Source organism: Streptomyces cadmiisoli, assembly GCF_003261055.1.
Taxonomy (GTDB): domain Bacteria; phylum Actinomycetota; class Actinomycetes; order Streptomycetales; family Streptomycetaceae; genus Streptomyces; species Streptomyces cadmiisoli.
On the sequence record NZ_CP030073.1, the window covers coordinates 4584204 to 4608266 of the forward strand.

Genomic DNA, 24063 nt, shown 5'->3' on the forward strand with positions numbered 1-24063 from the left:
CATCCGCCACCCCTGGCTAGCGAACGAGTCCGCCCCTCCGTCGTGCCGCCGCCGTCCACACCCCGAGCCCGACCAGGATCACGGTGCCGGCGCCGATCCCGCCCACCGCAAGCGCCGTCATCGCGGTGTCGCCGCCCGCCGCGCCGCCGGGGCCCGAACCGCCCGGACCCCCGCCCGGAGCCCCGCCTGCGACCTCGAAGAGGTCCTCCGGCACGGGCTGCCCGGCGTAGTCGGGCCCTTCCTGCGGCGTTCCCGTCACGGCGACGCGCAGCGTCAGCCCGAAGGGCCCCTCGCCGAATTCCTCGGCCACGTCCGCCGAGAGGTGGACCACCAGGTAGTACGAGCCGGCGAAGCGCATGCCGGCCACCCGCCGGGTGAAGGAGTGGCGGTTGACGTGCGCGACCGGCGGCAGCGGATCGAGCGCGGCCGAGCGCGGCTTCCCGTCGTAGCCGACGCCGGCGTCCTCGACCGGGCCGCGCACGGGGTTGTAGAGGGACAGGTCGAGCGCGCCGACCACATAACCGGCGCCCTCGTCCGCACGGCCGAGCTCGGCGGTGGCGTACAGCTGCTGTCCCCAGTCGACCGGGACCTCGTAGAACAGGGTCTGACCGGGCTGGATGTCGGTGCCCCAGACGCCCTGCCGCACGGCCGCCGCGGTGCTGAAACCGGCCCCGCCCGACCGCCCTACGGGCTCGTCGGCGGGTGGCTCGGGGGTCGCGGAGTTCCAGGACTGCGGCGCCTTCGTGGCGGCGGGCCCCGTCAGGTCCGGTTCCTCGACCGCGGCCAGCTCCAGGTCCCAGTCGCCGGACACGGAGTCGCGCGTACCGGCCCGCTCCACGACCACGTAGTACGTGCCCGCGTCCTGGCATCGGCTGCCACCGGCCTCGCGCGCGCCCCACGCGGCGACGGGGTGCGGGCTGCGACCGGCGCCGAAGGTCGTCGAGTCGGAGGAGCAGGTGCTGCCCTCCGCGTCCCGCACCGTCACCTTGATCCCCTCCACGGCGGTGACCTCGGCGTCCGGGGCGGGCACCGCGGTGACGGAGACATAGGTGTTGGAGTCGGCGTCGAGGACGAGCCGGTAATGAGCCTCGGCACCGGCCGGGAGGGTGCTCCGGTACGTCCTGCCCGGTTCCAGGAGTGCGGCGCCCGCCTCGCTCGTCGCGGCCGGGACGGAGCGGACGTTGTCGTCGAAGGCGTAGCCGGGGCCGTCCGCCGTCCCGGCGGCCGTCGCCGAGGGGGCGGTCAGGGCGGCCGTCGTACCCATCGCCGCCGCGGCCAGCGCAACACGCACGCGTACTGCCGGAAAACGGCCGCGAGGCGCTGCCACGGACGCCGGGGAAGCCCCGGACCCCCCGGACCCTGTCGTACGCCGCCCCATCACGCGCCACCCCCGCAAGTGCCGATCGTCGAACCGTCCGTACCCTGGCCCATCCTGCTCCGCAAGTCCACGTGACGACGGGGTGATCCCGACAGGCGTCCGAAACCCCCCGGACCGCGGGCGTCCCGTCAACCGGACGCGGACACGCAAAACCCCGACCGCGCAGGCGGCCGGGGTCTGTTCAGTATGTGATGTCGATTCTCACGAACCCGTGGGCACGGAGTCGGTCGCCTCCGTCCACAGATCCTGCTCGGCGCGATCCGCCTGGATCTGGCGGTACACGAGGAGCCCGCCGATGGCGGCCAGTGCGACCAGGAGAAGCTTCTTCACCGCGCGACCTCGTCTTTCGTTGACGTAGGGGACCTCTGGCGCCCGACTATACACACCGCCCGATATCGATCGGTGACCTGCGCCGGGCCCCAACTTCCCGCCGGGACAGCCCTTTCGCGGCGGACGACGGCCTTCAGATCCGAGAGTGATCACACCCCTACACAGGGTGAGATTTGCCCCTCTTCCTCCGTGCTTCTCCCTCGTTCAGTGCTTTTCGCCGCTCTTACAGCCATCCGAGTGGTGTTGATCTGAAGATCGACGCGCCACGTGTGTAGGTCCACCACTTCGCGGCCCCCATACACATCATGAGGACAGTACGCAAATCGCCCAACCCGAAAGTGAGGGGCCATGACCAGGAACAAGGTCATGAAGCTGTGGAATGTCGTAGTCACCGCCTTCCTCGCGCTGTTCGCGGCGCTCGGCTTCACCACGACTTCCGCCACCGCGGCCACCGCGACCGCTGTACCGCAGACCGAGTCGGTCAGCAACAGCACCGCGCAGGCTCCGGCCCAGGCGGTGTCTCTCAGTCCTTGGTCCAAAGCCAGGCTGCTGCCCCCCACGATGAAGCAACGGATCCGGGCCGAGGCCCACGGCAAGTCGCCGAGTTGCCGCCACCGCCCACTCACTCAGGCGGAAGCGTCCGGCACCGCGGCTGATCCGGCCCGCACCGACTGCGACTCCCGGACATCGGTCTGGGAAGAGGCCCTCACACTGCCACTCCAGCGCCGCTGACAGGCACGGATCGCCTCACCCCGCTTCATCTGCCCCTCCGTTTCACCCAGCAGGTCCTTCGAGTGCAGGGCCGTACGTTCCAGGCCCTTCCGCTCCGGACCCGCACCCTTCAGAACTTTTGTCCGCAGGCCCTTTCACTTCAGGCCACAGCGCTCCGGGTCCCATGACTTCGGGCCCCCGCGCCTCGGTCACCCCTGTCATCATCACGGCGAACTTGCGTACGCCACCTCACAACGAGGCCCGGCCACTGGTACCAGTGGCCGGGCCTTCACACGTTCCACAGCCTTCCCCATCCGCAGAGGATCGCGGCAGAGGATCACACCGCTCCGCTCCCTTCACCCCTGGGACGCCCGGCCGCAGCGCCACCGCTCGCCAGGAAGCCGCAGCGTCCCCACTCGCCTGAAAGCCGCAGCGCCGGCCCGCCGAGGCCGGGCACCAGCGCCTCTCGGTCACGCGGGAGGAAGCCGCTCCTGCCCTCGCCGGCCCGCCCTCGCCGCCCTGGCCCCCGCCGCCCTGCCAGAAGATCCACTCATCGGTTGAGGTGCCACGCCGTCGCGCCGGTCCCGACCATGATCGGACGAGGTCGGACAAGGCCGGACAAGGCCGACTACGGGTTCGGACCATCCGAAGCGAACGACAAGATCGTCACGAGCAACCCGATCAGCACGATCACGAACCCGCCCAGGAAAACCCAGCCGCAGTACGCCCCGTCCAACTTCCCGCGTTCGTAAGGATCGTCGTAGGGGTCACGGCTGCCGGGTCCAGCAGGATCAGTCATCGCGCCTCATCGGCTGGTGTCACCCGTAGACGGCGAAGACCCCCAGCCCTGATGGGCTGGGGGTCTTCGACACTGGTGGGGCTAACAGGATTTGAACCTGTGGCCTCATCCTTATCAGGGATGCGCTCTAACCAACTGAGCTATAGCCCCGCCGCGCTCTGCGGTGTTCGTCCCGCGCGCTGACTCCTGAAGATTAGCGCACGACCGGGGCAGTCCCAAAATCGATAGTCGGACGGGGTTTGAAGCGCCCGGGCCACCGGAGCGGCAGTACCCGTCACCGAAGCGGCGGTACCGCTCACCGAGGTGCCGGTACCGTCCTCACTCGTCCTCGGCCAGCGTCAGCTCCACTCCGCCGACGAAGCCCGCGGAGAGGTTGTAGATGAACGCGCCGAGCGTCGCCAGGGCCGTCGCCAGGACGACGTCGATGACCGCGATGATCGTGGTGAACATCAGGACGTTGGGCAGCGACAGGAACGCCTGGAGATCGAAGCCGTTGGACTCGTTCGAGCCCGTCGCCTCCGAGATGGTGCCGCCGACCGTGGAGAACACGCCCATCGCGTCCATGACCATCCACAGCACGGCGGAGGCCACGATCGTGCAGATCCCGAGCGCGATGGAGAGCAGGAAGCTGACCTTCATCACGGACCACGGGTCGGCCTTGGACACCCGCAGCCGGGCCTTGCGCACCCTGGGCGTGGTGCGGGCTCCGGTGCGCGGCCGCCGTACGGCGGCACCCGCCGCCGCCGGCGCACCGGCCGCGGCCGGGTAGGCCTGCGGCGGGTGGTAGGGGCCGCCGGCCTGCTGCGGCTGGCGCTCCCCGGGAAGCGGGGACGCCGTCTGCTGCGGCGCGGCCGTCTGCGCCTGGGCGCCCTGAGCGGCCGGGCCCGCCCCAGCCGCGTACTGCTGGGTCTGCGGGCCTCGGGTGTCCGTCACAGTTCCCCCCTGGGATCCATGAGTGTCGGGCGAGCGCGAGTCGGTCGCATGGGGCTTTTTGATCGCTTGCAGATTGGTCGTCTGCGGATCCGTCGCCTGCGCGGCGGAGCCACGACCGCCGCCGTCCGTCGCCGGTCCGGTCGGGGTACCGGCCGGAATGCCGGCCGATCCGGCGCCCGTGGCTCCGCTCACGCTGACTCACTCCTCGTGCTACTCGGCCGAGGGCGTCTCGCCCTCTTCCGTGCCGTCGGGGACACCCTCGGCGGACTCGTCGGCGGCGATGTCGCCGTCGACCGCCTCCGCCTCGCGTCCCGCCTCGGCGTTACGAGCGATACCGACCACGGCATCGCGCTTGCCCAGATTGATCAGTTGGACGCCCATGGTGTCACGGCCCGTCTCCCTGACCTCGTTGACTCGCGTGCGAATCACACCGCCGGACAGCGTGATGGCGAGGATCTCGTCGGTCTCCTCGACCACCAGCGCGCCGACGAGCGACCCGCGGTCCTCGACGATCTTGGCAGCCTTGATGCCGAGGCCGCCGCGACCTTGGACGCGGTACTCGTCGACAGCGGTCCGCTTCGCGTACCCGCCGTCTGTGGCAGTGAACACGAACGTACCGGGTCGAACAACATTCATCGAGAGCAGTTCGTCTCCCTCACGGAAACTCATGCCCTTCACACCCGATGTCGCACGTCCCATGGGCCGCAGTGTTTCGTCCGTCGCGGTGAACCTGATCGACTGCGCCTTCTTGCTGATCAGCAGAAGATCGTCGTCGGACGAGACGAGTTCGGCTCCGATCAGTTCGTCATCGGATCCGTCCTCACGCTCGCGAAGATTGATCGCGATCACACCGCCGGAACGAGGCGAATCGTAATCCTTCAGAGGCGTCTTCTTGACCAGGCCGCCCTTCGTGGCCAGGACCAGGTACGGAACCGCCTCGTAGTCGCGGATGGCGAGGATCTCGGCGATCGACTCGTCCGGCTGGAAGGCCAGCAGGTTGGCGACGTGCTGGCCGCGCGCGTCCCGCCCGGCGTCCGGCAGCTCGTACGCCTTGGCCCGGTAGACGCGGCCCTTGTTCGTGAAGAACAGCAGCCAGTGGTGCGTCGTCGACACGAAGAAGTGGTCGACGATGTCGTCCTCCTTCAGCTTCGTGCCGCGCACCCCCTTGCCGCCGCGCTTCTGGGCCCGGTAGTCGTCCGCCTTGGTGCGCTTGACGTAGCCGCCGCGCGTGACGGTGACGACGATGTCCTCCTCGGCGATGAGGTCCTCGATGGACATGTCACCGTCGTAGGGGATCAGCTGGGTCTTGCGGTCGTCGCCGTACTTCTCGACGATCGCGGCCAGCTCCTCGCTGACGATGCCGCGCTGGCGGACCGGCGAGGCGAGGATCTGGTTGTACTCGTTGATCTTCGCCTGGAGCTCGTCGTGCTCCTGGACGATCTTCTGGCGCTCCAGAGCGGCCAGCCGGCGCAGCTGCATCTCCAGGATCGCGTTGGCCTGGATCTCGTCGATCTCCAGGAGCGCCATCAGGCCCACGCGCGCGATCTCGACGGTGTCGCTGCGCCGGATGAGCGCGATGACCTCGTCGATGGCGTCCAGGGCCTTCAGCAGGCCACGCAGGATGTGTGCGCGCTCCTCGGCCTTGCGCAGCCGGAAGCGCGTACGGCGGACGACGACCTCGATCTGGTGCGTCACCCAGTGGCGGATGAACGCGTCCAGGGACAGCGTGCGCGGCACGCCGTCGACCAGCGCCAGCATGTTCGCGCCGAAGTTGGTCTGGAGGTCGGTGTGCTTGTACAGGTTGTTCAGGACGACCTTGGCGACCGCGTCCCGCTTGAGGACGATCACCAGGCGCTGGCCGGTGCGCGACGAGGTCTCGTCGCGGACGTCCGCGATGCCGCCGATCTTGCCGTCCTTCACCAGGTCGGCGATCTTCTGGGCGAGGTTGTCCGGGTTGACCTGGTAGGGCAGCTCGGTGACCACCAGGCACTGGCGGTTCTGGATCTCCTCGACCTCGACGACCGCGCGCATGGTGATGGACCCGCGGCCGGTGCGGTACGCCTCCTCGATGCCCTTGCGGCCCACGACGAGGGCGCCGGTCGGGAAGTCGGGGCCCTTGATGCGCTCGATCAGCGCGTCGAGCAGCTCCTCGTGCGAGGCGTCCGGGTGCTCCAGGTACCACTGGGCGCCGGACGCGACCTCGCGCAGGTTGTGCGACGGGATGTTGGTCGCCATGCCGACCGCGATACCGGCCGAACCGTTGATCAGCAGGTTCGGGAAGCGGGACGGCAGGACGGTCGGCTCCTGGGAGCGGCCGTCGTAGTTGTCCGTGAAGTCGACGGTCTCCTCGTCGATGTCGCGGACCATCTCCATCGACAGCGGCGCCATCTTGCACTCGGTGTAGCGCATGGCCGCCGCCGGGTCGTTGCCCGGCGAGCCGAAGTTGCCGTTGGAGTCGACGAGCGGCATGCGCATCGCCCACGGCTGGGCGAGACGGACCAGCGCGTCGTAGATCGAGGAGTCGCCGTGCGGGTGGTAGTTGCCCATGACGTCGCCGACCACACGGGCGCACTTGTAGAAGCCGCGCTCGGGGCGGTAGCCGCCGTCGTACATCGCGTACAGCACACGGCGGTGGACGGGCTTGAGGCCGTCCCGGACGTCCGGCAGCGCTCGGGAGACGATGACGGACATCGCGTAGTCGAGGTAGGAGCGCTGCATCTCCGTTTCGAGCCCGACGGGCTCGACGCGGAGGGTCTGGCCCTCGTCCTCAGGCGTGACAGGAGTGTTCTCGTCGGCCATTGCTGGTGAAGATCCTTCCTGATGCGGTCAGCTGAGACCGACTCAGATGTCGAGGAAGCGGACGTCCTTGGCGTTGCGCTGGATGAACTGGCGGCGCGCCTCCACGTCCTCACCCATGAGGACCGAGAACAGCTCGTCGGCCTGGGCGGCGTCGTCGAGGGTGACCTGGCCGAGGACCCGGTGCTCCTGGTCCATCGTGGTGATGCGCAGCTCCTCGGCGTTCATCTCGCCGAGGCCCTTGAAGCGCTGGATCGAGTCCTCCCTGATGCGCTTGCCGCGCTGGCGGCCCATCTCCAGCAGCGCGTCGCGCTCGCGGTCGGAGTAGGCGTACTCGATGTCCTCGCGGCCCCACTTGATCTTGTACAGCGGGGGGCGGGACAGGAACACGTGGCCCGCCTCGACCAGCGGCCGCATGAACCGGAACAGGAAGGTCAGCAGCAGCGTGTTGATGTGCTGGCCGTCGACGTCGGCGTCGGCCATGAGGATGATCTTGTGATACCGGAGCTTCTCGATGTCGAAGTCCTCGTGGACCCCGGTACCGAAGGCGGAGATCAGCGCCTGGATCTCCTGGTTCTGCAGGATCTTGTCGATCCGCGCCTTCTCGACGTTGAGGATCTTGCCTCGGATGGGCAGGATCGCCTGGTACTCCGGGTTGCGGCCGGACTTGGCGGAACCGCCGGCGGAGTCACCCTCGACGATGAAGATCTCGCACTTGATGGGGTCGTTCGACTGGCAGTCGGACAGCTTGCCCGGCAGCGAGGCGCTCTCCAGCAGGCCCTTGCGGCGGGTCAGGTCGCGGGCCTTGCGGGCCGCCACGCGCGCGGTGGCCGCCTGGATGCCCTTGCGGACGATCTCCGCGGCCTCGTTCGGGTTGCGGTCCAGCCAGTCGTTGAGGTGCTCGTAGACCGCCTTCTGGACGAAGGTCTTCGCCTCCGTGTTGCCCAGCTTGGTCTTGGTCTGGCCCTCGAACTGGGGCTCGCTGAGCTTGACCGAGATGATCGCCGTCAGGCCCTCGCGAATGTCGTCACCCGTGAGGTTGTCGTCCTTCTCACGCAGCAGCTTCTTGTCGCGCGCGTACTTGTTGATCAAGTTGGTCAGCGCGGCGCGGAAGCCCTCTTCGTGCGTACCGCCCTCGTGGGTGTGGATGATGTTGGCGAACGAGTACACGCCCTCCGTGTAGCCGATGTTCCACTGCATCGCGACCTCGAGGGACAGGCTCTTGTCCCGGTCCTCGGCCTCAAGGTCGATGACGGTGGGGTGCACCACGTCTCCCTTGCGGGAGTTGAGGTACTTCACGAAGTCGACGATGCCGCCCTCGTAGTGGTACGTGACGGTCTTGGGCTCCTGCTTCTCGTCCGCGCCCGCCTCGTCCGCGCCGGCCGTCGCCTTGGCCGACTCGCGCTCATCGGTGAGTTTGATCGTCAAACCCTTGTTGAGGAACGCCATCTCCTGGAAGCGCCGCGAGAGCGTCTCGAAGGAGTAGTCGGTGGTCTCGAAGATGTCGGGGTCGGCCCAGAAGGTCACCGAGGTGCCGGTGTCGTCGGTCTCTTCGTGCTTGGCCAGGGGAGCCGTCGGGACGCCCAGCTTGTAGTCCTGCGTCCAGCGGAAGCCGTCGCGCTTGATCTCGACGGAGATCTTGTTCGACAGGGCGTTGACCACGGAGACGCCGACACCGTGCAGACCGCCGGAGACGGCGTAGCCGCCACCGCCGAACTTGCCGCCGGCGTGCAGCACGGTCAGCACGATCTCGACGGCGGGCTTCTTCTCGACCGGGTGGATGTCCACCGGGATGCCGCGACCGTTGTCGATCACGCGCACACCGCCGTCGGGCAGGATCGTGACGTCGATCGTGTCCGCGTGGCCGGCCAGCGCCTCGTCGACCGCGTTGTCGACGACCTCGTACACGAGGTGGTGCAGTCCGCGCTCACCGGTCGAGCCGATGTACATACCGGGTCGCTTGCGGACCGCGTCCAGCCCTTCGAGCACGGTGATGGCGCTGGCGTCGTACGAGGCCGTCACCTCCCCGTTGGGGGTCTTGGCCGCGCCGGTCACGCCGGTGTCGGTGGACGGGATGTTCTCGTTGGGGTTGCCGGAATCGGCCACGAAGCGCCCTTTCTGGCACAGCACGAGCCGGGCTCGTCGGCGGGTTGCCGGAGCGGCTGCGGCATGTTGCGTTGGTAAGCCCTGATCAGCGTTGCTCAGCTTTTCCCGGGCGGTCCCCACGATTGGGGCGGGATTACGTTCCAGTCTACCGGTAGCGCCGACAGTGATGGGGGTTTGCCGGTACCTGAGTCCGCATGTGCCGCCCTGAACCATCCTCTTCCGGGTACCGATATGCGGAAGGGGGCTCCAAGAGGCTCACAGCGGCACTCAGCGCTTCCGGGTGTCAACCCTTCGCTACTCCGCGGTCAGGTCGATATTCGCAACTGTGTCCGTTCTGGGGGTGCGGAGTGGCCCGCGGTCGCGCGAATGCGGGTACGACGGGTCCACCGACCCCTCAGAAGTGATGTCGGTCACCTTTTGGCAGGCGGGCCCGCCGGTCAGCCGTAGGTGTCGCCGGGACCGGTGCTGCCGGGGGCGCGCAGAGATCCGTAACGGCGGACGGGACCGCTCGGCCCGAACACCTTGATCTGCTTGACCGCGCCATGACCGAGGTCCTCGTTGAGGCGCGCGACCAGCGTCGGCGCGAGGAGACGCAGGTTCGTCGCCCAGGCCGTGGAGTCGCAGCGCACGATCAGGACCCGCTCGTCCTCGTCGTACCTCTCCGGGACGCAGTGCTTGGCCACGTCCTCGCCCACGATCTGCGGCCAGCGGCCCATCACGCCGCCCACCGCGGCGGGGGCCTCCCAGCCGCGCTCGCTGATCAGCCGGTTGATCGCCGCGCCCAACGCCATGGGGTCACGGCCGTCGGCTCGCGCGCCGGAGCGCAGTCCGCCGCGCCGTGCCTGCTTCTTCTGCTGCGCGGCGTCCCCACGCGCGCGTGCCGCCTCCTTGGCCGCCCGCAGCGCCACGCGCGCGAGGTCGACTCCGGAGGGCCGCTCCCCGGGCGCCTGCCCGTCGCCGCTCATACGCGCTCCACCGCCCCGTCGGCCACCGCGTACCGGGCGCCCGTCAGCACGTGCGGTACGTCGTCGTCGACCGCGGCGGTCACCAGGACCTGCTCACCGGGCGCGACCAGTTCGGCCAGCCGCTCACGGCGGCGGGTGTCCAGCTCGGCGAAGACGTCGTCGAGGATCAGCACCGGCTCGTTGCCCTCGGCCCGCAGCAGGTCGTACGACGCGAGTCGCAGCGCCAGCGCGTAGGACCAGGACTCGCCGTGGGAGGCGTATCCCTTGGCCGGCAGCTGACCGAGTTTGAGATTCATATCGTCCCGATGGGGACCGACGAGGGTCACGCCCCGTTCGATCTCCTGCTTGCGGGCGTCCGCCAGCGCGGCCATCACCTGCTCGTACAGGGCCTCGCGCGTGTGGGCGTCACCGGGCGACGACGGCTTGTACTCCAGGGCGACGGGTCCGCCGCCCGGCGCCAGCTGCTCGTACGCCTTGTCGGCGAGCGGCTGGAGCGCCGCGATCAGGTCCAGACGGTGGGCCAGCAGTTCGGCACCGGCCCGCGCGAGGTGCTGGTCCCACACGTCGAGGGTGGACAGGTCCATCGCCCGGCCCCCGTGGCGGCGGGCCAGCGCGGTCGACTTCAGCAGGGTGTTGCGCTGCTTGAGGACCCGGTCGTAGTCGGAGCGGACGGCGGCCATGCGCGGGGAGCGGGCGGTGATCAGCTCGTCGAGGAAGCGGCGCCGCTCGCCGGGGTCGCCCTTGACCAGGGCGAGGTCCTCCGGCGCGAACAGCACGGTACGCACGATGCCGAGCACGTCACGCGGTCTGACCTGCGACGACCGGTTGATGCGGGCGCGGTTGGCCTTGCCCGGGTTCAGCTCCAGCTCGACCAGCTGCTGCCGGTCGCCCTGGCGGACCTGCGCCCGGACGACCGCGCGGTCGGCGCCCATACGGACGAGCGGGGCGTCGGAGGAGACGCGGTGGCTGCCCAGGGTGGCCAGGTAGCCGACGGCCTCGACGAGGTTCGTCTTGCCCTGTCCGTTGGGGCCGACGAAGGCCGTGACACCCGGGTCGAGCGGGACCTCGGCCCGGGTGTACGAGCGGAAGTCGGCCAGCGACAGATGCGTGACGTGCATGGTCGGTCGCCGACCTCCCGCGGCGTTGTGGATCCCGGCCTCGTGGCCTGTGGATCTGTGGATTACTTCTTCTCGACCGCGTGGCCGCCGAACTGGTTCCGCAGCGCCGCGATCATCTTCATCTGCGGGGAGTCCTCCTGTCGCGAGGCGAACCGCGCGAAGAGGGAGGCCGTGATCGCGGGCAGCGGCACGGCGTTGTCGATGGCGGCTTCCACAGTCCAGCGGCCCTCGCCGGAGTCCTGTGCATAACCCTTGAGCCCGTCCAGGTGCTCGTCCTCGTCGAGGGCGTTGACCGCGAGGTCGAGGAGCCAGGAGCGGATGACGGTGCCCTCCTGCCAGGAGCGGAAGACCTCCCGGACGTCGGTCACCGAGTCGACCTTCTCCAGCAGCTCCCAGCCCTCGGCGTAGGCCTGCATCATGGCGTACTCGATGCCGTTGTGGACCATCTTCGCGAAGTGGCCCGCGCCGACCTTGCCCGCGTGCACCGCGCCGAAGTCGCCCTCCGGCTTGAGCGCGTCGAAGAACGGCTGCACCTTGGCGACGTTCTCCGCGTCGCCGCCGTACATCAGCGCGTAGCCGTTCTCCAGGCCCCAGACACCGCCGGAGACGCCGCAGTCGACGAAACCTATGCCCTTGGCGGCCAGCTCACCGGCGTGCTTCTCGTCGTCGGTCCAGCGCGAGTTCCCGCCGTCCACGACGACGTCGCCCGGCTCCAGGAGCTCGGCCAGCTCGTCGATGGTCGACTGGGTGGGCGCCCCGGCGGGGACCATCACCCACACCACCCGCGGGCCGGGGAGCTTGCCCACAAGCTCCTCCAGGCTGTGGACATCGGCGAGATCCGCGTTGCGGTCGTATCCGATGACGGTGTGGCCTGCGCGGCGGATCCGCTCGCGCATGTTGCCGCCCATCTTGCCGAGGCCGACGAGACCGAGCTCCATCAGTTGTGTTCCTTAAGTGCGACTGGTTTGCGACGTGGCGTGAGGCACTCTCGTACCCGTGTCCGAGCCTAAACCCGGACTCTCGCGCACAGCTGTGGGCACAGGCGCTCAAACGTACGCCCTCACCTGCGGCTTCGCCCGCCCCGTGATCCACAGGACCCGGAGGCCTGTGGATCACCGGGACCGTCGCGCGCCCGGCGTCAGCCGCTGAGCCGCACCGGCATGATCAGGTACTTGTAGGCCTCGTCCGCCTCGGCGTCCAGCGCCGGCTTGCCGCTGAGCAGCGCGGGCTTGGTGGACGTCGTGAAGGACAGCTGGGCCACCGGCGAGTCGATGGCGCTCAGGCCGTCCAGCAGGAACGTCGGGTTGAAGGCGATGGAGATGTCGTCGCCCTCCAGCTGGGCGTCGACCCTTTCCACAGCCTGTGCGTCGTCGCTGGAGCCGGCCTCCAGGATCAGCACGCCCTGCTCGAAGCTGAGCCGCACCGGGGTGTTCCGCTCCGCGACCAGGGCCACGCGCTTGACCGCCTCGACGAACGGCGCGGTCTCGATCACGGCGACGCTGTTGAACTCCGTCGGGAACAGCGTGCGGTACTTCGGGAGGTCGCCCTCCAGCAGGCGGGTCGTGGTGCGTCGCCCCGCGCCCTCGAAGCCGATCAGGCCCTCGCCCGCACCCGAGCCGGACAGCGCCAGCGTGACGCTGTCGCCGCTGGTGAGCGCCTTGGCGGTGTCCAGGAGCGTCTTGGCGGGCACCAGGGCGACCGCGGAGGCGTCCGGGTTCTCCGGCTTCCACAGGAACTCGCGGACCGCGAAGCGGTACCGGTCGGTGGAGGCGAGCGTGACCCGGTCGCCCTCGATCTCGATGCGCACACCGGTGAGGACGGGCAGCGTGTCGTCACGGCCGGCCGCGATGGCGACCTGGGAGGCCGCGGCGGCGAAGACCTCGCCGGGGACGGTGCCCGTGGCGTTCGGCATCTGCGGCAGTGCCGGGTACTCCTCCACAGGCAGGGTGTGGAGTGTGAATCGCGAGGAGCCGCAGACCACCGTCGCCCGTACACCGTCTGTGGAAATCTCCACCGGGCGGTTGGGGAGGGCGCGGGAGATGTCGGCGAGCAGCCGGCCGGAGACGAGGACCGTGCCCTCCTCCTCGACCTCCGCCTCGACCGAGACCCGGGCGGAGACCTCGTAGTCGAAGCTGGACAGGCTCAGCTGGCCGTCCTCCGCCTTCAGCAGCAGGCCGGCGAGGACAGGCGCCGGCGGACGGGCCGGAAGGCTGCGTGCCGCCCAGGCCACTGCCTCCGCGAGTACGTCGCGTTCCACCCGGATCTTCACTGTTGCCGCCTCCTGCTGTTGCCGGCGCTTCTCGCCCTGCCTGGCTTCGTCGTCTGTCTCGGTGTCGTCGTCCCCGGCGAGGGGAAGGCCACCGGGGAACAGTCTGACGCACCGCACTGACAGTAGGTGCCTCTCGGGGTCAAGTCGTGACGAGGGGCAGCCGGGCGCCGAAGAGCGAGTTGTGCACAGGACCCACTTCGAAACGGATTCTTCGCTCTTACTGGTCGGGAGTAGTAGTAGGGGCTGTGGATACCGTGGATAACTACGTTTTCCCAGCTCAGAGCGGAAATTTTGTCCACTGGCCCTGTGGGCGACGGCGGTGGACAACCGGGGCCCGCTGTGGAGAACGGAAAGTTCTGCACACCCCGTGCACAGGGAGAGGCGACTTCTCCCCAGCGCTGTCCCCAGCTTTACCCACCTTTCCCACAGGCCAACCCGGCACCTTGGTGTGACGCCTTTCACTCGACCCGGTGACGAGGCGCGTCGCGTTGCCGAACAGTGGACAGAGATGTGGAGAAGACCGCGATCGCTGGGGACAACCCGGCTCAACCTGTGGGTTGGTGGTGGACAACTCGGTGCACAGGTTGTGGATCACCGCGCTGTCCACAGTCTGTGGAGATCCTTCGTCCACCAATCCACAACCACCTGACCTGGTCTGATGGTCTTTCAACCGGGGCGGCTGTGGAAATTATCTGGACAACTTCCCGGTCCCCAGGATGTGGACGGCAGAAACTCACCGAATCTGTGGAGAGCGGCCGTAACCCGGCACGTATTCGAACAGCGGGTGGCGGCGGGACGACGAAGGGCGCCCCGGGGATCCGTCCCCCGGGGCGCCCTGACGCCGTGACTGCGGCTCGGTCAGCCGTTCTTGATGCGGTTGGTCAGCTCGGTGACCTGGTTGTAGATGGAGCGCCGCTCGGCCATCAGATTGCGGATCTTGCGGTCGGCGTGCATCACCGTCGTGTGGTCGCGGCCGCCGAACAGCGCGCCGATCTTCGGCAGCGACAGGTCCGTCAGCTCGCGGCACAGGTACATCGCGATCTGCCGGGCCGTCACGAGCGCCCGCCCGCGCGAGGTTCCACACAGGTCTTCCACCGTCAGACCGAAGTAGTCGGCCGTCGCGCCCATGATGGCCGTCGAGGTGATCTCGGGCGCCGAGTCCTCACCCCCGGGGATCAGGTCCTTCAGGACGATCTCCGTCAGACCCAGGTCGACCGGCTGCCGGTTGAGCGACGCGAACGCCGTCACACGGATCAGCGCGCCCTCCAGCTCGCGGATGTTGCGCGAGATCCGGGAGGCGATGAACTCCAGCACCTCCGGCGGGGCGTTGAGCTGCTCCTGCACCGCCTTCTTGCGCAGGATCGCGATCCGGGTCTCCAGCTCGGGCGGCTGGACGTCCGTGATCAGGCCCCACTCGAAGCGGTTCCGCAGCCGGTCCTCGAGCGTCACCAGCTGCTTGGGCGGCCGGTCGCTGGACAGGACGATCTGCTTGTTCGCGTTGTGGAGCGTGTTGAAGGTGTGGAAGAACTCCTCCTGCGTCGACTCCTTGTCCGCCAGGAACTGGATGTCGTCGACGAGCAGGATGTCCATCTCGCGGTAGCGCTTGCGGAAGCTGTCGCCCTTGCCGTCGCGGATGGAGTTGATGAACTCGTTGGTGAACTCCTCCGAGCTCACGTAGCGCACGCGCGTGCCGGGGTACAGGCTGCGCGCGTAGTGCCCGATCGCGTGCAGCAGGTGCGTCTTGCCGAGTCCCGACTCCCCGTAGATGAACAGGGGGTTGTACGCCTTCGCAGGCGCCTCGGCGACGGCGACCGCGGCCGCGTGCGCGAAGCGGTTCGAGGCGCCGATGACGAACGTGTCGAAGAGGTACTTCGGGTTCAGCCGCGCGGTCGGCTCGCCGGGGCCGCTCGCCGGCGCGGGCTTCGCGGCCAGCGGTCCCGGGGCACCGCTCGACGCGGGCAGTGAGGCGCCGACCGGACCACCGCGATGCGCCTGCGCGCCGCCCGACGGCGGGTCGGGCAGCTCGCGCCGGGTGTCGCGCTGGTCGTAATCGCCGTGCCCCGGGTCGTAGTCGGAGCGCTGCTGGTCGTACGGGGGGCGCTCGCCGCCCTGCGGGCGGTAGTCCTGCGCGGGCGGCCCGTAGGAGTCCTGGCCCGCGGACCCGTAGGAGTCGCGGGGCGGTGCGCCGTACGAGTCCTGCGGTCGGTTGCCGTAGGAGTCCTGCGCGTGTGATCCGTAGGACTCCGGTCCGTGTGATCCGTAGGAGTCCTGCGGGCGGGAGCCGTACGCGTCCTGCGGCGGGGTGGCGTAGGGGTCCCGCTCCGGGAAGCCGAGGCGCGGCTGCTGCCAGCCGTACTCGTCCTGCGTCGGCCGCGGCCAGGCGCCCGGCTCCGGCCGCTGGTACTCCGACGGGTAGGCGGGACGGGGCGTGGGCAGCTGGTCACCGGACGGGCCCGGGTGCTGTTCGGCGCGGTGCCGTCCGTAGCCGTCGTACTGGCCGGCCGGCGGCGAGGGGAGCTCCGGCTCCTCGTAGCGCTGCTGGGGCGGGACGGTCGGGGCCGGAGGCTCGCCGGCGGAGTCGTCGACGGTGATCGCGATCCGGATCGGGCGGCCGCACTCACGGCTCAGCGTCTCGCTCACGATCGGCGCGAGCCGGCCTTCGAGCACGCCCTTCGCAAACTCGTTCGGTACGGCGAGCAGGGCGGTGTCGGCGACCAGCGCGAGCGGCTGGCAGCGCCGGATCCAGTGCTCGTCCTTCGCCTCCACACCCTGTGCGCGGCCCTCACCGAGGAGCTGCTCGAGAACTCGTGGCCACACTGCGGCAAGATCGGCAGGTACGTCAGCCACAGGGCACGCTCTCTCACGGGTCCCACGAACGTGTGGTTGTGGGACGGGTCGGGATGTAAATCGGGTTCCGCAGGGATATGGGAACGAATCGGAGTCCAGCCACGGTAGTCAGGGCGACGGGTACGGTTCAAGTTGTTGTCCCCAGCCTGTGGACAGTGTCTCCCCGGCACCGCTGGTTTGACCGGATGGCGTAGCCGCGCGTACCGTAACCAGGTCGAGTTGTCGATGGCTGCTGCCGCCTGCCTCCGATGGGCACAGATCGCGTTCAAGGTGATCGGAAAGCGGTGCACTCGGGCGTTACTGCGAGCTACTCGTGGGCGCACGGTGACAGCCAGGACGGCACCCCGCCACCTTCGATTTCTTCTGGAGCCCCCGAGTGAGCAAGCGCACCTTCCAGCCGAACAACCGTCGTCGCGCGAAGACCCACGGCTTCCGGCTGCGTATGCGCACCCGTGCCGGCCGCGCGATTCTCGCGTCCCGCCGTAGCAAGGGTCGCGCCCGTCTGTCCGCCTGATTCCGATCAGGTCATGACGTCGTGCTGCCCACCGAGAACCGGCTGAGGCGGCGCGAGGACTTCGCGACCGCGGTGCGGCGAGGACGCCGGGCAGGACGCCCACTCCTCGTCGTCCACCTTCGTAGCGGTGCCACGGACCCGCACGCGCCTGGGGAGAGCGCTCCCCCGGTGCGTGCGGGTTTCGTCGTGAGCAAAGCTGTGGGCGGCGCGGTGATACGCAACAAAGTGAAGCGCAGACTGCGTCATCTGATGCGCGAACGAGTCGACCTACTGCCCCCCGGTAGCCTGGTAGTCGTACGAGCGCTGCCCGGTGCGGGCGACGCCGACCACGCAGAGCTGGCCCGAGACCTGGATGCCGCTCTACAGCGGCTGCTGGGAGGGGGCGCGCGATGAAGTACCCACTGCTGGCGCTGATCAAGCTGTACCAGTGGACCATCAGCCCGCTGCTCGGGCCGGTGTGCAAGTACTACCCGTCGTGTTCCCACTACGGCTACACGGCCATAGACCGGCACGGGGCCCTCAAGGGCACCGCACTCACGGCCTGGCGCATCCTGCGTTGCAATCCGTGGTCGCTGGGCGGCGTGGACCATGTCCCGCCGCGCAAGCGTCCGCGGTGGCACGAAATGCTGCGCAACACATGGCGCGCACGCAAGGGCGGGCCCTCCGCCGCCGAACCGGCCACCGACGGGCACGGCCCGTCAAGCCCGGCCGCAGAGACCCCGTCCCATGCCCAAGGAGCATGATTAGTGGACACGATTGCCAGCCTCTTCAGCTTTATCACCACACCCGTCTCGTGGGTCATCGTCCAGTTCCACTCGCTGTACGGTGCGATCTTCGGCCCTGACACGGGCTGGGCCTGGGGCCTGTCCATCGTGTCCCTCGTGGTGCTGATCCGTATCTGCCTGATCCCTCTCTTCGTGAAGCAGATCAAGGCGACTCGGGCGATGCAGACGCTCCAGCCCGAGATGAAGAAGATCCAGGAGCGCTACAAGAACGACAAGCAGCGTCAGTCCGAAGAGATGATGAAGCTGTACAAGGAGACGGGCACCAACCCGCTCTCCTCGTGCCTTCCCATCCTGGCGCAGTCGCCGTTCTTCTTCGCCCTCTACCACGTGCTCAACAGCATCGCGTCGAACGACACCATCGGCGTGATCAACGAGCGCCTGCTGGCGAGCGCGCAGAAGGCCCACATCGTCGGCGCTCCGCTCGCCTCGAAGTTCACGGACAGCGCCAGCACGGTCGAGGCGCTCGGCTCCACGATCACCGATGTCCGGGTCGTCACCGCCGTCATGATCGTTCTGATGTCGCTGTCGCAGTTCTACACGCAGCGCCAGCTGATGACGAAGAACGTCGACACCTCGGTGAAGACGCCGTTCATGCAGCAGCAGAAGATGCTCATGTACATCTTCCCGGTGATCTTTGCCGTCTTCGGCATCAACTTCCCGGTCGGTGTCCTCGTCTACTGGCTGACCACCAACGTGTGGACCATGGGCCAGCAGATGTACGTCATCCACAACAACCCGACCCCGGGTTCCAAGGCCCAGGCCTCCTACCTCGACCGCCTGTACAAGCACGTCACGAGCAACGGCAAGACCCGTGGCCGGCGTGAGCGGGCCATCGTCAAGGCCATCGTCGCCAAGGGCCGGGACCGCAACGACTACGAGCGCAAGTTCATCAACGGTCTGAACAAGGCCGGGCTCGCCGCCCAGGCCGACGGCTCCGTCGTCAAGAGCGAGGGCGCAGTGGCCACCGCCGAGGACGGGACGTCGACGTCCACGTCGACCGCCACCGCTGCCAAGCGACAGCAGCCCAAGCGGCAGAGCAAGTCCCAGCGCCAGTCCGGACCGAAGGCCGCGGGTGGCGCGGAGACCTCTTCGTCGGCCATCTCGCTGAGCAAGTCCGACGAACCGGAGGACGCGAAGCCGTCCGGGTCCGCCGACGCCAAGCCGTCCGGGTCCACCGGAAAGGCGGCTTCCAAGTCCGGAGGCGGCTCTCGCAGCCGGGCCCAGTCCGGTCAGCGCAAGGGTCCGCAGCGGCCCAAGTCCCCGTCCAAGAAGTAAGAAGGAGTCCATCCCGTGACGGAAGGCACCACCTCCGCCGCTGCCGAGGGCGCAGAAACCGTGAACCGCTTGGAGCAGGAGGGCGACATCGCGGCGGACTACCTCGAGGGTCTGCTGGACATCGCCGATCTCGACGGTGACATCGACATGGACGTCGAGGGCGACCGCGCCGCTGTCTCGATCATCAGTGACGCGGGCAGCCGTGACCTGCAGAAGCTGGTCGGCCGGGACGGTGAGGTGCTGGAGGCGCTCCAGGAGCTCACGCGTCTGGCAGTGCACCGGGAGACCGGTGACCGCAGCCGGCTGATGCTGGACATCGCGGGATACCGGGCCAAGAAGCGCACGGAACTCTCCGAGCTCGGCGCCAAGGCCGCAGCCGAAGCCAAGAGCAGCGGCGAGCCCGTGAAGCTCGACCCGATGACACCGTTCGAGCGCAAGGTCGTGCACGACGCGGTCAAGGCCGCCGGTCTGCGCAGTGAGTCCGAGGGCGAGGAGCCGCAGCGCTTCGTCGTCGTGCTGCCTGCTTGATCGGTTTCTACGCTCCACCGGCCCCGTCTGTTGCGCAGACGGGGCCGATCTTTGTCAGCCTGGTGGTCAGCGCCCAGTGCGCTGTTGCGGTACGGAAGGACGGTCCCCGTGACGGAGGCAGCGGAGCTCCCCCCTGCGCCCGAGCAGGCACGCGAGGTGTTCGGTGATCGCTTCGCGGATGCGGTGAGGTACGCAGAACTCCTGGCCGAGACGGGAGTGCAGCGTGGGCTGATCGGCCCACGCGAGGTGCCCCGACTCTGGGAGCGGCATCTGCTGAACTGCGCCGTGCTCTCGGAGGTCGTCCCCGAGAGCGTGACCGTGTGCGATGTGGGCTCGGGTGCCGGTCTGCCCGGCATCCCCCTGGCGCTGGTACGGGACGACCTGAAGATCACCCTCCTTGAGCCATTGCTTCGGCGTACGAACTTCCTGACGGAGGTCGTCGAACTTCTCGGGCTCGACCATGTGACGGTCGTCCGTGGGCGGGCCGAGGAGGTCATGGGCAAGCTTCCGCCGGTCCATGTGGTGACCGCACGAGCCGTGGCCCCGCTGGACCGACTGGCCACCTGGGGCATCCCCCTGCTGCGGCCCTACGGCGAGATGCTGGCTCTGAAGGGCGACACCGCCGAGGAGGAGCTGAAGAGTGCCGCCACGGCGCTGACCAAGCTCGGCGCGGTCCAGACATCCATCCTCCATGTGGGCGAAGGAGTCGTGGATCCGATGTCCACGGTCGTACGGGTGGAGGTCGGGGAGAGCCCGGGCGGCGTCCGCTTCGCAGCCAAGCGGGCGAAGGCGGCCCGGACGGGACGGACGCGGCGACGCCGCTGATCCGTCCTGCGGACGAGACGTACTCCACACAAGCTGCCAAACCTACGTAGGCCGGAGTGTCGCGACGTTCCGGTCCCGGCCGGTGGGCATCGTGTTTCACGTGAAACGTCGCTCACTGCTCCACGGCATCATCAGTCGCGGCCGGGCCGCAGCTGAACCCCGCGACCGTAAGCCTCTCGGGGCTCTCGATGAGGAGGTTCCTACCGCTTCCGATGACACTCCGTCCCCTCTTCGGGGCACGGAGCTGTCCACAGAGGTGGATTTCTCCACAGAACACCAGGCCTCACTGGTTCACGACCCCGAAGACATGGGAGGCTCTGTTCATTGCGAGCCTGAAGTCGAGGAGAGTGAATCCTTGCGGTCCGACGCCAACATCGCGGGACCGATGACCGATCCGGTCCCCGGTCCCCGTACCGAGTCGCCAGGGGACGATGTTTCACGTGAAACACCGCCTCCTATGGACGACACTCCCATCGGTCGTGCTGCCCAATTGGCGGTCGAGGCCCTGGGCCGGGCCGGTGAGGGACTGCCACGACCCGAGCAGACCAGGGTCATGGTGGTCGCCAACCAGAAGGGCGGTGTGGGCAAGACCACGACAACCGTCAATCTGGCCGCTTCCCTGGCTCTGCACGGTGCCCGTGTCCTGGTGATCGACCTCGACCCGCAGGGCAACGCGTCCACCGCGTTGGGGATCGATCACCACGCGGAGGTCCCTTCGATCTACGACGTGTTGGTCGAGAGCAAGCCCCTCTCCGAGGTGGTTCAGCCGGTCCCCGATGTTGAGGGTCTCTTCTGCGCCCCCGCCACGATCGATCTCGCCGGTGCGGAGATCGAGCTGGTGTCCCTGGTGGCGCGGGAGAGCCGGCTGGAGCGGGCGATCCAGTCCTACGAGCAGCCGCTGGACTACATCCTCATCGACTGTCCGCCCTCGCTCGGCCTGCTGACGGTGAACGCCCTTGTGGCCGGCCAAGAGGTTCTCATCCCGATCCAGTGCGAGTACTACGCACTGGAGGGCCTGGGGCAGCTTCTGCGCAACGTCGACCTGGTACGGGGGCACCTCAACCCCACGCTCCATGTCTCGACGATCCTGCTCACCATGTACGACGGCCGGACCCGGCTTGCCTCACAGGTCGCCGACGAGGTGCGCAGTCACTTCGGCGACGAGGTGCTCCGCACGAGCATCCCTCGCTCGGTCCGCATCTCCGAGGCGCCGAGCTATGGGCAGACGGTGCTGACCTACGATCCAGGTTCGAGCGGTGCCCTCTCCTATCTTGAGGCGGCCCGAGAAATCGCGCTGAAGGGTGTCGGCGTCAGCTATGACGCGACGCACGCCCACATCGGCGCTCAGAGCAACCAGAGCATGGTGGAGGGGATCCAGTGAGCGAGCGACGGAGGGGTCTGGGACGTGGGCTTGGCGCCCTGATCCCTGCGGCTCCGACCGAGAGGATGCCGGCGCAGACCCCTGTGGGAGGCGTTACGTCCGCACCCCCCACAGCTGTGCCGTCACTGCCCAGTGAGCGCGGGGTTGCCGCGGCCAAGGTGACTACGCTGCCGCCTGTTTCACGTGAAACAGGCGAGCCGGCCATGATCGGTGCCGTCGCCGAGACGCCTGCACCTCCCATCGGCGCGCACTTCGCCGAGATCCCGCTCGACTTCATCACACCGAATCCGCGGCAGCCGCGTGAGTTCTTCGACGACGACGCGTTGCAGGAGCTCGTCACCTCCATCCAGGAGGTCGGACTCCTCCAGCCCGTCGTCGTACGGCAGATCGGTATCGACCGCTTCGAGCTCATCATGGGTGAGCGGAGGTGGCGGGCCTGCCGTGAGGCGGGGCTGGAAGCGATCCCGGCGATCGTGCGGGCCACGGATGATGAGAAGCTCCTTCTGGATGCCCTGCTGGAGAACCTGCATCGCGCGCAGCTCAACCCGCTGGAAGAGGCAGCCGCGTACGACCAGCTCCTCAAGGACTTCAACTGCACGCACGACCAGCTGGCGGACCGCATCGGCCGTTCCCGCCCGCAGGTCTCCAACACGCTGCGACTGCTCAAGCTGTCGCCGACGGTTCAGCGCCGGGTGGCTGCTGGAGTGCTCTCCGCCGGACACGCACGGGCTCTCCTGTCCGTGGAGGACTCGGAAGCGCAGGACCGTCTGGCACAGCGGATCGTGGCCGAAGGGCTCTCGGTGCGGGCCGTCGAGGAGATCGTGACCCTGATGGGGTCGCGGCCCACGGCGGTTCAGCGCTCCAAGGGTCCCCGGGCCGGGTCCCGGGTCTCCCCGGCGCTCAGTGACCTCGCTACGCGCCTCTCGGACCGCTTCGAGACGAGGGTGAAGGTCGACCTGGGGCAGAAGAAGGGCAAGATCACCGTCGAGTTCGCCTCGATGGAGGACCTGGAGCGGATCCTCGGCTCGCTCGCTCCCGGCGAAGGCCCCGTCCTTCAGAAGAGTCTTCTGGACGACGACTCCGAGGACGCGGAGGAGTGAGCCTCCGACAGGAGTGATTCCTCGCGCAAGCGTCAGTGCGGGCCGTGTCCGGTGTGTACCGGAACACGGCCCGCACTTTGCTTTTTGGTGGTATCGACGGAATCGCTTCGTGGATACGATGCGAACGGGTATGGCGCATCCACCGGGCAGTACGTCTATGGGGAGGCGGGAGCCATGCGAACGATGAGCCGGACCGGACTGGTGAGCGTGGCACTGGGACTCGGCGCCGTCGGCGGTTTCGTCGGCAGCCTGCTCAGGGAACGGAGCGCACTGACTGCCGCCCGCGGATTGGCGGGCGAGGGAAGCGAGGAACAGCCTTCATGGGGCGCCGGCTCGTACCGCTCACACTGGACAACCTTCAGGACCTCCCCAAGCGCTGCCGCACGTGTGTCTTCTGGGAACTGGACCCAGTCAGTGGTGAGGCAGCGGTAAGAGCGGGCACCTCGGCCCTGGAGAAGGAAGGGTGGATCTCCGCCGTTCTCCTGGACTGGGGCTCCTGCGGACGCGTGGTCTATGTCGATGAGGCGCCGGTGGGCTTCGTGCTGTACGCGCCTCCGGCTTACGTTCCGCGTTCCACGGCGTTCCCGACGAGTCCGGTCTCCCCGGACGCGGTGCAGCTGATGACCGGGTTCATCGCGCCCGGGTACCAAGGTCAAGGGCTCGGGCGGGTCATGGTCCAGACGGTCGCCAAGGATCTGCTGCGACGCGGCTTCAAAGCCATCGAGGCGTTCGGCGACGCCCGATGGAAGGAACCCGCCTGTGTACTGCCTGCTGATCATCTGCTGGCGGTCGGCTTCAAGACGGTGCGGTCCCATCCGACTCATCCCCGGATGAGGCTGGAGCTGCGGACAACGCTGTCCTGGAAGGAAGACGTGGAGCTGGCATTGGACCGCTTGCTCGGGGCGGTCCAGAAGGAGCCCGCCCTCCGGCCGCTCTAGGACGTCCCCACTCACACGAATGGGCCAGCCCGGAAGGGCTGGCCCATTCGTGTTTCACGTGAAACATCCGCCGTCAACCGGACAGGGCGAGTTCACTCGGCGATGAAGTCCTCAAGGTCGCGAACGATCGCGGCCTTCGGCTTGGCACCGACGATGGTCTTGGCGACCTCGCCGCCCTGGTACACGTTCAGGGTCGGGATCGACATGACACCGTACTTCGCCGCCGTACCGGGGTTCTCGTCGATGTTCAGCTTGACGACCTCGATCTTGTCGCCGTACTCGGCAGCGATGGCCTCAAGGGACGGCGCGATCTGGCGGCACGGGCCGCACCAGGCGGCCCAGAAGTCCACCAGGACAGGCTTGTCGCTCTTGAGGACGTCCTGCTCGAAGGAATCGTCGGTCACATTCTTCAGGGTGCCGGCCACGGCGGGCTCCTAACTGGTTGGTGCGTGTGGGGTGTGGGGA

22 protein-coding genes and 1 tRNA gene are annotated in these 24063 nt (G+C 68.3%); 10 read left to right on the top strand and 13 right to left on the bottom strand.

The window, feature by feature from the left end; genetic code table 11:
• Positions 1-16: 16 nt before the first annotated feature.
• Positions 17-1291, bottom strand: a complete 1275-nt coding sequence (locus DN051_RS19725) for a hypothetical protein (protein WP_246041080.1) — start codon at positions 1289-1291, stop codon at positions 17-19.
• 288 nt (positions 1292-1579) lie between these two features.
• On the bottom strand, positions 1580-1708 hold the full coding sequence (locus tag DN051_RS46085; RefSeq protein WP_003999697.1) for a DLW-39 family protein: 129 nt from the start codon (positions 1706-1708) through the stop codon (positions 1580-1582).
• Between the two features lie 348 nt (positions 1709-2056).
• On the opposite strand from DN051_RS46085, the gene DN051_RS19735 reads away from it, so the two are divergent.
• On the top strand, positions 2057-2440 hold the full coding sequence (locus DN051_RS19735; protein ID WP_053760625.1) for a DUF6344 domain-containing protein: 384 nt from the start codon (positions 2057-2059) through the stop codon (positions 2438-2440).
• A gap of 607 nt (positions 2441-3047) precedes the next feature.
• Here DN051_RS19735 and DN051_RS45105 read toward each other — a convergent pair.
• The 10 genes from DN051_RS45105 to dnaA all read right to left on the bottom strand — a co-directional run bounded on the left by DN051_RS45105 (position 3048) and on the right by dnaA (position 16252).
• Positions 3048-3218 carry a hypothetical protein gene (locus DN051_RS45105; RefSeq protein ID WP_162624958.1) on the bottom strand — a complete coding sequence of 57 codons (171 nt, stop codon included), beginning with the start codon at positions 3216-3218 and terminating at the stop codon, positions 3048-3050.
• 73 nt (positions 3219-3291) lie between these two features.
• Positions 3292-3368 (bottom strand) — tRNA-Ile (locus DN051_RS19740).
• A gap of 168 nt (positions 3369-3536) precedes the next feature.
• On the bottom strand, positions 3537-4343 hold the full coding sequence (locus DN051_RS19745; protein WP_079001789.1) for a DUF3566 domain-containing protein: 807 nt from the start codon (positions 4341-4343) through the stop codon (positions 3537-3539).
• An 18-nt stretch (positions 4344-4361) separates the two neighbouring features.
• The gene (gene gyrA, locus DN051_RS19750; protein ID WP_112439196.1) at positions 4362-6950 is read right to left on the bottom strand and encodes a DNA gyrase subunit A; all 2589 of its coding nucleotides are present in this window, start codon (positions 6948-6950) and stop codon (positions 4362-4364) included.
• Positions 6951-6992: 42 nt separating this feature from the next.
• Positions 6993-9053 (bottom strand): DNA topoisomerase (ATP-hydrolyzing) subunit B, encoded by a 2061-nt coding sequence (gyrB, locus tag DN051_RS19755; RefSeq protein ID WP_199314958.1) that lies wholly within the window; start codon positions 9051-9053, stop codon positions 6993-6995.
• A 437-nt stretch (positions 9054-9490) separates the two neighbouring features.
• Positions 9491-10018 (bottom strand): DciA family protein, encoded by a 528-nt coding sequence (locus DN051_RS19760; protein WP_053762771.1) that lies wholly within the window; start codon positions 10016-10018, stop codon positions 9491-9493.
• Positions 10015-11136: a DNA replication/repair protein RecF gene (recF, locus tag DN051_RS19765; RefSeq protein WP_053762772.1), complete on the bottom strand. Its 1122-nt coding sequence runs from the start codon at positions 11134-11136 to the stop codon at positions 10015-10017. Before recF ends, DN051_RS19760 begins: the two co-directional genes overlap by 4 nt.
• Positions 11137-11198: 62 nt before the next feature.
• The gene (gnd, locus tag DN051_RS19770) at positions 11199-12074 is read right to left on the bottom strand and encodes a phosphogluconate dehydrogenase (NAD(+)-dependent, decarboxylating) (RefSeq protein WP_112439197.1); all 876 of its coding nucleotides are present in this window, start codon (positions 12072-12074) and stop codon (positions 11199-11201) included.
• 200 nt (positions 12075-12274) lie between these two features.
• Positions 12275-13405, bottom strand: a complete 1131-nt coding sequence (gene dnaN, locus DN051_RS19775) for a DNA polymerase III subunit beta (protein WP_053762773.1) — start codon at positions 13403-13405, stop codon at positions 12275-12277.
• 858 nt (positions 13406-14263) lie between these two features.
• Positions 14264-16252, bottom strand: a complete 1989-nt coding sequence (gene dnaA / locus DN051_RS19785; RefSeq protein WP_079001791.1) for a chromosomal replication initiator protein DnaA — start codon at positions 16250-16252, stop codon at positions 14264-14266.
• A gap of 376 nt (positions 16253-16628) precedes the next feature.
• Here dnaA and rpmH point away from each other — a divergent pair, with 376 nt between their 5' ends.
• The 9 genes from rpmH (at position 16629) to DN051_RS19830 (ending at position 23598) form a co-directional block, all read left to right on the top strand.
• Positions 16629-16766, top strand: a complete 138-nt coding sequence (gene rpmH, locus DN051_RS19790; protein WP_003956500.1) for a 50S ribosomal protein L34 — start codon at positions 16629-16631, stop codon at positions 16764-16766.
• A 21-nt stretch (positions 16767-16787) separates the two neighbouring features.
• Positions 16788-17159, top strand: a complete 372-nt coding sequence (rnpA, locus tag DN051_RS19795) for a ribonuclease P protein component (protein ID WP_079001793.1) — start codon at positions 16788-16790, stop codon at positions 17157-17159.
• Positions 17156-17509, top strand: coding sequence for a membrane protein insertion efficiency factor YidD (yidD, locus tag DN051_RS19800; RefSeq protein ID WP_053762775.1), 354 nt, complete (start codon positions 17156-17158; stop codon positions 17507-17509). The genes rnpA and yidD overlap by 4 nt, the downstream gene beginning before the upstream one ends.
• 3 nt (positions 17510-17512) lie before the next feature.
• On the top strand, positions 17513-18826 hold the full coding sequence (yidC, locus tag DN051_RS19805) for a membrane protein insertase YidC (protein WP_053762776.1): 1314 nt from the start codon (positions 17513-17515) through the stop codon (positions 18824-18826).
• Positions 18827-18841: 15 nt separating this feature from the next.
• Entirely contained in the window at positions 18842-19354 is a 513-nt protein-coding gene (locus DN051_RS19810; RefSeq protein WP_053762777.1) for a Jag family protein, read from the top strand.
• A 108-nt stretch (positions 19355-19462) separates the two neighbouring features.
• Positions 19463-20179 (top strand): 16S rRNA (guanine(527)-N(7))-methyltransferase RsmG, encoded by a 717-nt coding sequence (gene rsmG / locus DN051_RS19815; RefSeq protein WP_053762778.1) that lies wholly within the window; start codon positions 19463-19465, stop codon positions 20177-20179.
• Positions 20180-20486: 307 nt separating this feature from the next.
• A complete protein-coding gene (locus DN051_RS19820; protein ID WP_079001797.1) occupies positions 20487-21560 on the top strand; it encodes a ParA family protein in 1074 nt (357 codons plus the stop codon).
• A complete protein-coding gene (locus DN051_RS19825; RefSeq protein WP_112439198.1) occupies positions 21557-22660 on the top strand; it encodes a ParB/RepB/Spo0J family partition protein in 1104 nt (367 codons plus the stop codon). Before DN051_RS19820 ends, DN051_RS19825 begins: the two co-directional genes overlap by 4 nt.
• Before the next feature lie 320 nt (positions 22661-22980).
• Positions 22981-23598, top strand: a complete 618-nt coding sequence (locus tag DN051_RS19830; protein WP_112439199.1) for a GNAT family N-acetyltransferase — start codon at positions 22981-22983, stop codon at positions 23596-23598.
• A 92-nt stretch (positions 23599-23690) separates the two neighbouring features.
• On the opposite strand, the gene trxA is transcribed toward DN051_RS19830, so the two are convergent.
• Positions 23691-24023: a thioredoxin gene (gene trxA, locus DN051_RS19835; RefSeq protein WP_003991504.1), complete on the bottom strand. Its 333-nt coding sequence runs from the start codon at positions 24021-24023 to the stop codon at positions 23691-23693.
• Positions 24024-24063 lie beyond the last annotated feature (40 nt).